Here is a 10,487-nt window from a genome sequence, read left to right on the forward strand (position 1 = left end):
CAGCGTGTCCAGCGCGAGGCCCGGCGCTGGGCCGACCCGGCCACCGGCGGCGCGGACAGCGCGCTGGCCGAGGCGGGCGGCCGACTGCTGGCCGACATCGGCGAGCCGGTGGCCGCGCCGGTGGTGGTCGGCGCGCTGCTCACCTGGGTGCTGACCCACGGCGTGCGCGGGGCCGAACTCGGCTCGCTGGTCGACGGTGTGGGGCGGCTGGCCGCCGTCTCCGCCGTCTCCACCCTGCGCCACGTCTACGGCGAGGCGGTCTCCTCGGAGTTGCGCGGCCGTGCCGCCCGGGCGTTGGCGGCCACCGACCGCTACTTCGCCAGCGGGCCGGCCGTCGAGTGCCTCTGGGACTGCGAGGAGGCCACCCGCGAGCTGGCCGCCCGGCACGTGGTCACCACCGGTGACGCCCGGGTGCTGGAGCGCCTGCGCCGGCTGGCCGCCGACCCGGCCGAGGAAGCCGAGGTGCACGCCGCCGTGCGTGGCCGCCTCACCCACCGCGAGCACTGACCGCTCGTACGGACGACCGCACCGATCGCGCTACCGGGGACCAGGGGCTCAGCAGAGCTCAGGCACCCACGGGGGAGTAGCGCCAGAACGCGGGAACGGCCAGCACCAGGGCCACCATCACCGCCGCCGTGAGCAGCCCGCCGCCGGTGATCGACCAGCTGGTGCCCCAGGTAGCCGCAGCCGTCCCGTGCAGGATCCCGGCCAGGCGCGGACCACCCGCACCGACCACCGTGTCCACGCCCTGCAGCCGCCCGCGCATCGCGTCCACCGCGGCGGCCTGCAGCAGGGTCTTGCGGAAGACACTCAGCACGGTCAGCGCGCCGCCGCTCAGGAGCAGGCAGGCCGCCGCGCTCCAGAGCGAGCGCGCCAGCCCGGCACCCGCCACCGCCAGTCCCCAGCCGCAGACCGCGGCGGTGACCATCACGCCGTGCCGCCGCACCCGGGTGAACGCCCCCGCGCAGCAGCCGGCCGCCAGCGCGCCCAGGGAGAGCGCCGCCGACAGCACGCCGATGGCCGGGCCGCCGCCGGGCGGATCGCCGAAGGCCTGCTGGGAGAGCTGGGGGAAGACCGCCACCGGCATCCCGAACGCCATCGCGGTCAGGTCCGCGAGGTAGGCCGTCAACAGGATCGGCTGCCCGGCCAGGTACCGCAGACCGGCCCGCACGCCCCTTTCTGTGGCTCGGTTCGCCTCCGGGCGCTCTTGACCCGGTGCCGACGCTCCTCGCTCCGGCGCTCCCTCGTACCTCGGTCGCTTGTCGCTCTGCCTTTTTGTGGCTCGGTTCGCCTCCGGGCGCTCTTGACCCGGTGCCGACGCTCCTCGCTCCGGCGCTCCCTCGTACCTCGGTCGCTTGTCGCTCGTCGCTCGTCGCTTTCGACACCGGCGCGCCCTTCGGCTCACTCGCCGGGGTGCCGGGCGGGGGCAGCTTCTCGTGGCCGGCCGCCACCGGCGTCGGCTCACTCGCGCCGTCGGGCGGCAGGGGTGGCAGGGCCGGGAGGCGCCACACCGCGGGCAGGACGGCGAGTAGGGCGAGCGCGTCCAGCAGGTAGAGGGTCGGCAGGCCGGTCACCGCCACCAGGGCGCCGGCCAGCAGGGGCCCGCCGACCCCGCCGAGCCAACCGGGCAGCGCCTGGAGGGCGTTGGCGGCCGGTAGCAGCTCGGCCGGGACCAGCCGGGGCAGCACCGCGCCGCGCAGTGTGGCGTTGACGCCGAAGAGCGCCTGCTGGGCCGCGACCAGGAGCAGCAGCACCGGCACCGAGCGCAGCCCGCCCAGGGCCCAGAGCAGCAGCGAGACCACCGCGATCCCGGCGTTGCCGGCCAGCAGCAGCCGGCGCCGGTCCAGCCGGTCGGCCAGCGCGCCGCCCCAGAGCGCGGCGCAGGCCAGCGGTGCCAGCCCGGTGAGGGTGGCCAGGCCCACCGCGGCCGACGAGCCGGTGAGTTGGTAGACCTGCAACGGGACGGCCACGGCGGTCAGTTGCGCGCCGACCGCGGTCACCGTGCTGGAGGTCCACAGGCGCCGGAAGTCGGCACGGCGCAGCGGCGCGAGGTCGAGCAGCAGAGCCGCCACCGTCAGCTCGTCGCCGTCGCCGTCGCCGTCGCCTCCGAGGCGACGACATCGGCGACCGCGCAGGCGATGTTGTCGGGCCCGCCGGCCCGGTTGGCCAGGGTGATCAGCTGCTGGACGGCCTGCTCGGGGTCGGCGATGCTGCTCAGCGCCGTGTGCAGGTGCTCGGTGGCGAGCACCGCGCTCAGGCCGTCCGAGCAGAGCAGGTAGCGGTCGCCGGCCCGGGCGGTGTGCAGCGAGAGGTCGAGCCGGGCCGGTCGCGGGTCGCCGGGGCCGTTCAGCGCGCGCAGCAGCAGCGCGCGCTGCGGGTGCGAGGCCGCCTCCGCGAGGGTCAGCCGTCCCTCGTCCACCATCTGCTGGACCATCGTGTGGTCGTGGGTGATCTGGAAGAGCTCGCCGCCGCGCAGCAGGTACGCGCGCGAGTCGCCGATGTGCACCAGGGCCAGCCGGGAGCCGGTGTGCAGCATCGCGGTCAGCGTGCTGCCGGCCGGCTGCCCGCCGGGGGCGGGTGCGGGCAACTCGGCGAGGGCCTCGCGGACCGCGTCCTCCAGCGCGTTGAGCAGGTCGGCCGGGCCGGCCTGCGCGGCCTCGAAGCGGCGCAGGGCGGTGATCGCGGCGCCGGCCGCCCGCGCGCCGTCCGGTCCGCCGAAGCCGTCGGCCACGGCCAGCAGGCCGGTCCCGGCGTAGGCGGCGTCCTCGTTGTGGCTGCGGACCAGGCCGGCGTCCGAGCGGGCGGCGCAGCGCAGGGTCAGTGCGGTGCTGTCGGTGGTGGTCACGGTGGTCTTCCCCCCGTTGAGGTGGTCGACGAGGTGGGTGACCAGCTCCTGGCGGGCCGCGGTGTCGGCCAGCACCCGCGCCCAGTAGGCGTCGAGCTCCTCGGCCGCCTGCGCGGGTGCCAGCGCGCAGACCTGCCGGATCCGGGCCAGCGGCAGGCCGATCCGGCGCAGCCAGGCCACCAGCCGGGCCCGGTCCAACTGGTCCGGGTGGTAGTAGCGGTAGCCGGAGACCGGGTCGACCTCGGCGGGCCGCAGCAGGTCGAGCTCGTCGTAGAGCCGCAGCGCCTTCGGCGAGAGCCGGGACGCGCGGGCGAAGGCCCCGATCGTCAGCAGCTTCACGTGTGTCACCCTCCTCGTACCGGACGTGCCGCCCGGCAGGGACGATGCTGGGCCTTGCCCCAGGGGGAAGGTCAACGCGTGGTGGGACCGACCCCCCGGACCGGTACGAACCGTACCGGGGTCCCCGGTCCGGCCTGCGCGGCGGCCGCCAGGTCGGGTGCCGGGACCACGCCCAGCACCGGGTAGCCGCCGGTGGTGGGGTGGTCGGCGAGGAAGACCACCGGCTGCCCGTCCGGCGGGACCTGCACCGCGCCCAGCACCATGCCCTCGCTGGCCAGCTCGTCGTGGCGCGCGCGGACCAGCGCGGGGCCCTCGGTGCGCAGCGCGATCCGGTTGCTGGCCGCCGCCACCCGGTAGCGGGCGGCGGCCAGCGCGGGCAGGGTGCCGGGCGCGAACCAGTCCGCGCGCGGGCCCGGGAGCAGCCGCAGCACCAGCTCGGCGGGCACCGCCGGCAGCGGCACCAGGCCCGCCACCCCGCCGCCGTCCGCCCCGCCGCCGTCCACCCCGTCGCCAGCCGCCCCGCCGTCCGCCGAGCCCCCCGGGACACCGCCCGCCGAGCCCACCGGCAGCCGTTCGCCGGTGCGCAGCGGGGCCGGGCCCAGGCCCGCCAGCAGGTCGGCCGAGCGGCTGCCCAGCACCGGCGGCACCGTGATCCCGCCCCGCACCGCCAGGTAGCCGCGTACTCCGGCGTTGGCCGGGCCCACGTCCATCGAGGGCGCGGTCCTGTGGTACGTCAGCCTGGACGCGCCCGGCCAGCACCCGGCGGGCGTGCCCCGCCCCAGGCCGCCGGTCGGCCGTTCACCCGGACGGCCGCCGGTGCACCGGTGACGGCCACCAGCACCGCGCCGCCGACCGCCCGCAGCGTCACCCCGCCCAGCGTGGTCTCCAGCGTCGCGGCCCCCGCCGGATTGCCGACCAGTCGGTTGGCCGCCCGGTGCGCCGGCTCGTCCAGCGCCCCGGCCCGCGGCACGCCCAGGTGGGCCACCCCGTGCCGCCCCAGGTCCTGGACCGTCGTCAGCGGCCCGGCCCGCAGCACCTCCAGCGTCACCACCGCGCTCACCCCTCCACCGGCACGAAGCGCACCCGCACGCCCGGTGCCAGCAGCGCGGCCGGCTCGCGCCGCGCGTCCCAGAGCACCAGGTCGGTGCGGCCCAGCAGCTGCCAGCCGCCGGGGGAGGAGCGCGGGTAGACCCCGGTGTACGCGCCGGCCAGCGCCACCGACCCGCTCGGCACCGCCGGACGCGGGGTGGCCCGGCGCGGGACGGCGAGCGCGGGGGGCAGGCCGGTCAGGTAGCCGAAGCCGGGCGAGAAGCCGCAGAACGCCACCCGGTACTCCACGGCGCAGTGCAGCGCCCCCGCCTCGGCGGGCGACACGCCCCAGAGCGCGGCCACCTCGGGCAGGTCGGCGCCGTCGTAGACGGTGACGATCGCCAGCAGCGGGCCGTGCGGCAGCCCGGCGCCGGTCACCGACCAGGTCGCCAGCCGGGCGGCCAGCGCGGCCGGCTCGGCCACCCCGTCCAGCAGCACGGTGGCGGCGGCCGGCACGATCTCGGCGACCTCGCCCAGCGCCCCGGCCGCGCGCTCGGCGAGCAGCCGGGCGTAGAGCGCGGCGACCGCCTGCGGCGAGCCGGCCTCCAGCAGCAGCGCCTGCCCGCCGACCGCCCGGATCACCAGCCCCGACACCCCCCGTCCCCGGGCCATCAGGTGAAGGCCTCCACCCGGATGCCCGCCGAGGCCAGCGCCCCGCGCACCCGCCAGGCGAGCTGGGCCGCGCCGGGGGTGTCGCCGTGCACGCAGAGCGAGCGGGCGTCCACCGCCACCGGCTCCCCGCCGATCGCGGTGACCAGTCCGTCGCGGGCCATCCCGACCGCCCGGGCGATCACCGTCTCGGGGTCGTGCACCACCGCGTCCACGTCGCCGCGCGGCACCAGGGTGCCGGCCCAGGTGTAGGCCCGGTCGGCGAACGCCTCGGTGACCACCGGCAGGCCGACCCCCTCGGCCACCGTCAACAGCCGTGAGCCGGGCAGGCCCAGCACCGGCAGCGGACCGTCGCAGACCGCGCCGGCCCGCAGCACCCCGGCCACCACCGCCTCGGCCTGCTCGCTGTCGGCCACCACCCGGTTGTAGAGCGCGCCGTGCGGTTTGACGTAGCTGACCCGCGAGCCGGCGGCCCGGGCGAAGACCTGGAGCGCGCCGATCTGGTAGGCGATCTCGTCGGCGAGCTCCTCCGAGGGCACGTCCATCGCCCGGCGCCCGAAGCCGGCCAGGTCCCGGTAGGAGACCTGGGCGCCGATCCGCACCCCGCGCTCGGCGGCCAGCGCGCAGACCCGGCGCATCGTGGAGGGGTCGCCGGCGTGGAACCCGCAGGCCACGTTGGCGCTGGTCACCACCGACAGCAGTGCCTCGTCGTCGGTCAGCGTCCAGCGTCCGAACCCCTCACCGAGGTCCGCGTTGAGATCGATCACCGCACCGGTCACGGCCGACTGCCTCCCAGAGCTGCTGCGGATGCCTGAGGGCTTGGAGGTGCGCCAAGCTCTGAGGGGATCGTAGGGCTTCGCCCGGGCGCCGGTCCGCCGCCTCCACCCCCTCGCCGGTCAGAGCGGCCGACCTCCTCCCCCGTCCGGCGGAGCGCACCCGGCCGCGCCCGCTCACCCCGCCGCCCGCGCCGGTTCACCCCGCCGGTACGGCGGGCGCCTGCAGCGCCTCCAGCCGGCGGATGCCGCGCAGGACCAGCAGCAGGGGCAGCGCGCCCAGCACGCCGAACGACATGTCGACAAACCGCCAGTACAGCGGGATCCCGCGCAGCGGCCCGCAGATCAGCGCCAGCGGCAGGATCCCGGCGCACGCCCCCAGGGCCCACCGCACCACGAAGACGTTGCGCACCGGATCACGCAGCGGCCCCCAGAAGGCCCCGGCGATCACCAGGTGGGCGAAGGCCAGCCAGTCGGTGCCGTAGGCGAGGAAGGGGTAGCGGGCGTCGGTCTCCGCCACCCCGGTGCGCACCCGGCGCAGCCACTCCAGCAGGGCGGCGGGGGTCGGCAGGTGCTCGGCCGCGGTGAGCAGCAGCCGGGTCTCGGTCTGCAGCGGGAAGGCGGTCAGGCCGCTCAGTGCCAGGCAGACGATGAAGATCCACAACCAGCGGCGGACGCCGCGCAGTGCGATGGCCTCGGTGGTCACCGGTTCCCCCCTCTCGTGCGGGCGGTGCCCGCTGGAAGGACTCTAGCGATCGTTTTGAACGTGTTCAACTCCTCCTCCCGAGGGTCGGACGAAGCGGGACGAGCGGTCCCGTTTCGGACCTTGTCGGTCCGGGGCCCTAATCTTGTCCCCCATGACCGTCATCGCCGACCACCCCGCAGAGCGCGAGCTCAGGCCCCCTGCCGGCCCCGCCCGCCCGGCGCCCGGGCCGGCGGCCGACGAGGGCCTGGCCCGCCGCCTCAAGGCGCTGGCCTGCACCGCCCCGCTGCACGACCTGGACAACCGCAAGGCCAACCTCGCCGGCGAGTACAGCGGCTACGCGATGGCCGAGGTCGCGCTGGCCGCGATCGACCTGGTCACCCTGCACATGGACTTCGACACCGGCGCCGACCGGGAGATAGTGCTGGCCCGCGTGCTGCCCCGGGTCGCCGCCCAGCACCCGCAGCGCCCGACCACCGAGCACCAGCGCGTCGCGCGCTGGGTGCTGGAGTCGCTGATCAACGTGGGCAGCGTCGACCGGGGCTTCCGTGCGGTCTACGGCACCTTCGGCCCGGACGGCGCCTACCTGCGGCGCGACTACGACTTCAAGCTGATCGAGGAGGTGCCCGGCCCCGACGGTGGCGTCTACCTGCGCACCACCGACGAGGCCGTCAACGTCCTGGTCGGCGCGCTGGACACCGACGTCACCTCCGCGCAGATCGCCGCCGAGGTCAAGCTGGAGGTGCTGATCCGGCGCGGCCGGCTCGCCGACGCCCAGCTCGCCGCCGAGCAGGCCCGCTACCGCACCGTCCAGTACGCCGAGACGCTGCGCCGCGCGCTGGACGCCACCCGGCGCAACGTGCGCGCCGTCGACTGGATGCAGGCCGTGCCCGACCTGATCGACGAGGCGCTGGACCACATCGCCGACCGCTACCGGCACGAGAACGCGATCCTCACCAACATCCGCAAGGCCCGCGACGAGGCCGAGGGCGCCGACCACAAGCGGCAGGCCGCCGAGCTGGTCGACATCGTCAAGGACTGCATCCGCCGGCACACCCAGCTGCAGACCCGGCTGCTGGAGGCCGGCCCGCTCTTCCGCGCCGAGCAGGACCGCCAGGCCTTCGCCGCGCCGGCCGCCCGGGCCGGCCTCGACCTCTACGGGCAGCTGCTGGCGCCCGTGCTGCGGCTGCCGATCGAGCAGGCGATCCGGCCCACCGACGCCTTCTTCGCCCGTGGCACCGGCCTGCGCACGCCCACCGCCGTGCGGGTCACCGACCTGGTCGAGCTGCTGCTCACCCCGCCGGTCGAGCGCGAGCACCTGGGCGCCGAGCTGCCCGACCCGGACCTGGTCGCCACCCCCGACGACAGCCGGTTCTCCGAGGCCCAGCTGGAGGCCGCCCTGGTGCTGCTCGACCTGCCCGCCGACGCCCCGCGCCGGCTGTCGGGCCTGCTCGCCGACGCCCGCCGGCAGGATGCCGAACTGCCCTACCTGGTGGCGCTGCTGGCCGTGCACGCGGCCAGCCCGCCGGTCGGCACCGCCTACCGCCAGGGCGAGGAGCGGCTGCTCTTCGCGGTGGACGACGGCACCACGCTCACCGACCCCGAGTTCGGCGGCGCCGACCTGATCGTCGGCAGCGCCCTGCTGGACGCGGCCGGGATGGCCGCCGGCCGCCAGGACGCGCAGTGACGAGCCCGTACCCGTACCGAGGAGCAGCACCCGTGACCGCCCCGCTCGAAGACGCGCCCGCCCCCGCCGCGCTCACCCCCGGTGACGTGGCCGACGCCGCCCGCCTGGTCTCCTTCGGCGTGCAGCCCAAGCTGCTGCCGGCCCGCGACGCCGAGTACACCGAGCTGGTGCGCCGCTACCGCGAGGACCCGCCCTTCGCCCGGCTCGCCGACGCCGTCGCCACGGGCCTGGGCCTGGTCGTCCTGGAGGTCTCGGCCCGGGCCGGCATGGCGCTGGCCGCCGCCGAGGACTCGGTCTTCGCGGTGCGGATGGGCGACTACTCGCGCCGCGCGGCCTCCGAGACCACCGACCGCTTCCTGCACGGCCTGGCCCACCTGGCGGTCGCGGCCCTCGCCTTCCCGCGGCCCGAGGACCTGGCCGACGACGGCTACCTGGGCCGGATCACCGTCAACGGCGTGGACGCCTTCGTCCGCCAGGCCTGCCGCCGGCTCGAGGAGCAGGCCGAGGCCGACGGCGCCAACACCGACCCGGCCAGCGACGCCCCCGGCCTGGAGGCCGCCTGGCGGGTCTGGGCCCGGCGCTCCACCACCGGCGCGACCAAGGACGCCCGCCGGCTGGCCGGCTCCACCATCGGCATCACCGGCAAGGCGGTGGCCTTCCTGGTCGACTCCGGCTTCCTGCAGAAGACCGCCGACGACGCCGGCGGCACCTACCGCACCACCGCCCGCTACCAGCTCCAGGTCCGCGACCTGGCCGGCAGCGCCGCGATGGCCGAACTGCTGGACCTGGGCGTGGTCCCGGTCACCGACGGCACCGCCACCCTCATGCCCGCCGACCACTCCGAGGAGCTGGTCGCCGACGCCGGCCTCCCGTTCCACTCGCTCTGATCCGAAAGACATCAGCTTCATGTACGAGCTCAACCGGGTCCGGCTCTACTCCATCGGACCGGCCGGCGCCCGCTACGCCGACACGGTGCTGGACCTGCGCGGTGTCGGCGAGCCGGTGGCCGACCCCGCCCCGCAGCAGCCCGGCCTCTTCGGCGAGGACCCGCAGGGCCCGCAGCGCCGGCCGGCCCCGGCCGGCGTGCTCTTCCTGGAGAACGGCGGCGGCAAGTCCGTCCTGCTCAAGCTGATCTTCTCGGTGATGCTCCCGGGCCACCGCAACACCCTGGGCGGCGCGAGCTCCGGCGTGCTGCGCAAGTTCCTGCTCGCCGACGACTGCGGCCACGTGGCGCTGGAGTGGCAGCACACCGTGACCGGCGAGCTGATCGTGGTGGGCAAGGTCAGCGAGTGGCGCGGGCGCCAGGTCTCCTCCGACCCGCGCAAGTTCGCCGAGACCTGGTACTCCTTCCGCCCCGGCCCGGGGCTGAGCCTGGACGCGCTGCCGGTGGCCGAGCGGCCGAGCCTGGCCGGCGACCAGAAGGCCCGCGGCCGGCGGCGCACCATGAAGGGCTTCCGCGACGCGCTCACCGAGGCCGGCAAGGCCCACCCCTACCTCGACCTCACCTTCGAGGACGGCCACGACCGCTGGACCGAGCACCTGGGCGAACTCGGCCTGGACCCCGAACTCTTCCGCTACCAGCGGGAGATGAACGCCGACGAGGGCGAGGCGGCGGGCCTCTTCGCGGTCAAGCACGACGCCGACTTCACCGACCTGCTGCTGCGCGCGGTCACCGACACCCGCGACACCGACGGCCTGGCCGACCTGGTGCACGGCTTCGCCGCCAAGCTCGGCCGGCGCGGCGAGCTCACCGCCGAGCGCGACTTCACGGCCGGCTCGCTGGACCTGCTGGAGCGCATCGTGCAGGCCACCGCCGCCCGCGAGGGCGTGCGCGAGGCGCACCGCTCGGCCGAGCGCCGCACCCGCCGGCTCGCCCAGGGCCTGGCGGCGCGGGCCGGCGCCGAACGGGACCGCGCCCACGACCTGGCGATCGAGGTGGCCGCCGCCGCGAGCGCGGTCACCGCCGCCGAGCGCGAGCGCACCCGGCACTCGCTGATCACCGCCGAGCTGACCCACCGGCACGCCACCCTCAGCCTGGACGCCGCCACCACCGAGGCCGCCGGCCTGCGCCGCGAACTGCTGGACGCCCGCACCCTGCACGCCGCCTGGCAGGCCGCCGCGGTCGTGCTGGGCCAGGGCTCGGCCGCCGACCGCTCGGCCGGGTTCGCCGCCGCGATCTGCGAGGCCGAACTCGACGCCGCCCCCGCGCTGGCCGCCCCCGCGCAGGCCGCCGGCGCGCTGGCGCACGCGCTGGAGGCCGCCGCCGGCGGCGCCGAGGAGATCGCCGAGAGCGAGGAGGTCCGCGCCGCCGAGCTGCAGGCCGACGGCGCCCGGGTGCAGGCCGACTCGCTGGCCGCCGCCACCGCCGGCCAGAAGGCCCGCTCGGAGGCCGAGCACCTGCGCCAGCGGCTGGCCGAGGTCGAGCAGGAGACCCGGGCCGCC

General features: G+C 76.6%; 7 protein-coding genes and 4 pseudogenes. 4 read left to right on the forward strand and 7 right to left on the reverse strand.

Going from position 1 to position 10,487, the window contains the following annotated elements; translation table 11 throughout:
• Positions 1 to 507, forward strand: a pseudogene (locus tag ABD323_RS36640) (HEAT repeat domain-containing protein); the annotation flags it as partial.
• A 58-nt stretch (positions 508 to 565) separates the two neighbouring features.
• Here ABD323_RS36640 and ABD323_RS36645 read toward each other — a convergent pair.
• The 7 genes and pseudogenes from ABD323_RS36645 to ABD323_RS36675 form a co-directional block, all read right to left on the reverse strand.
• The gene (locus tag ABD323_RS36645; RefSeq protein ID WP_344446423.1) at positions 566 to 1,171 is read right to left on the reverse strand and encodes an MFS transporter; all 606 of its coding nucleotides are present in this window, start codon (positions 1,169 to 1,171) and stop codon (positions 566 to 568) included.
• A gap of 310 nt (positions 1,172 to 1,481) precedes the next feature.
• A pseudogene (locus tag ABD323_RS36650) lies at positions 1,482 to 2,063 on the reverse strand (MFS transporter); the annotation flags it as partial.
• An 11-nt stretch (positions 2,064 to 2,074) separates the two neighbouring features.
• Positions 2,075 to 3,184: a MerR family transcriptional regulator gene (locus ABD323_RS36655; RefSeq protein WP_344446424.1), complete on the reverse strand. Its 1,110-nt coding sequence runs from the start codon at positions 3,182 to 3,184 to the stop codon at positions 2,075 to 2,077.
• Positions 3,185 to 3,255: 71 nt separating this feature from the next.
• Positions 3,256 to 4,235, reverse strand: a pseudogene (locus ABD323_RS36660) (5-oxoprolinase subunit C family protein).
• Between the two features lie 5 nt (positions 4,236 to 4,240).
• Positions 4,241 to 4,885, reverse strand: a complete 645-nt coding sequence (locus ABD323_RS36665; RefSeq protein ID WP_344446425.1) for a 5-oxoprolinase subunit B family protein — start codon at positions 4,883 to 4,885, stop codon at positions 4,241 to 4,243.
• Complete coding sequence (locus ABD323_RS36670; RefSeq protein ID WP_344446429.1) at positions 4,885 to 5,649, reverse strand: LamB/YcsF family protein; 765 nt, start codon at positions 5,647 to 5,649, stop codon at positions 4,885 to 4,887. The genes ABD323_RS36665 and ABD323_RS36670 overlap by 1 nt, the downstream gene beginning before the upstream one ends.
• 205 nt (positions 5,650 to 5,854) lie before the next feature.
• Positions 5,855 to 6,361 (reverse strand): hypothetical protein, encoded by a 507-nt coding sequence (locus ABD323_RS36675; RefSeq protein WP_344446426.1) that lies wholly within the window; start codon positions 6,359 to 6,361, stop codon positions 5,855 to 5,857.
• A 151-nt stretch (positions 6,362 to 6,512) separates the two neighbouring features.
• Here ABD323_RS36675 and ABD323_RS36680 point away from each other — a divergent pair, with 151 nt between their 5' ends.
• The 3 genes and pseudogenes from ABD323_RS36680 to ABD323_RS36690 form a co-directional block, all read left to right on the forward strand.
• Entirely contained in the window at positions 6,513 to 8,045 is a 1,533-nt protein-coding gene (locus tag ABD323_RS36680; protein ID WP_344446427.1) for a hypothetical protein, read from the forward strand.
• Between the two features lie 32 nt (positions 8,046 to 8,077).
• Complete coding sequence (locus ABD323_RS36685) at positions 8,078 to 8,932, forward strand: hypothetical protein (RefSeq protein WP_344446428.1); 855 nt, start codon at positions 8,078 to 8,080, stop codon at positions 8,930 to 8,932.
• A 19-nt stretch (positions 8,933 to 8,951) separates the two neighbouring features.
• Positions 8,952 to 10,487, forward strand: a pseudogene (locus tag ABD323_RS36690) (hypothetical protein); the annotation flags it as partial.

The organism is Kitasatospora nipponensis (assembly GCF_039528135.1).
Classification (GTDB): domain Bacteria; phylum Actinomycetota; class Actinomycetes; order Streptomycetales; family Streptomycetaceae; genus Kitasatospora; species Kitasatospora nipponensis.

What these genes read in the sequence shown, in the direction of transcription:
- ABD323_RS36665 (WP_344446425.1), bottom strand. Translation starts at nt 4,885, where the DNA reads ATGGCCCGGGGACGGGGGGTGTCGGGGCTGGTGATCCGGGCGGTCGGC.
- ABD323_RS36680 (WP_344446427.1), top strand. Translation starts at nt 6,513, where the DNA reads ATGACCGTCATCGCCGACCACCCCGCAGAGCGCGAGCTCAGGCCCCCT.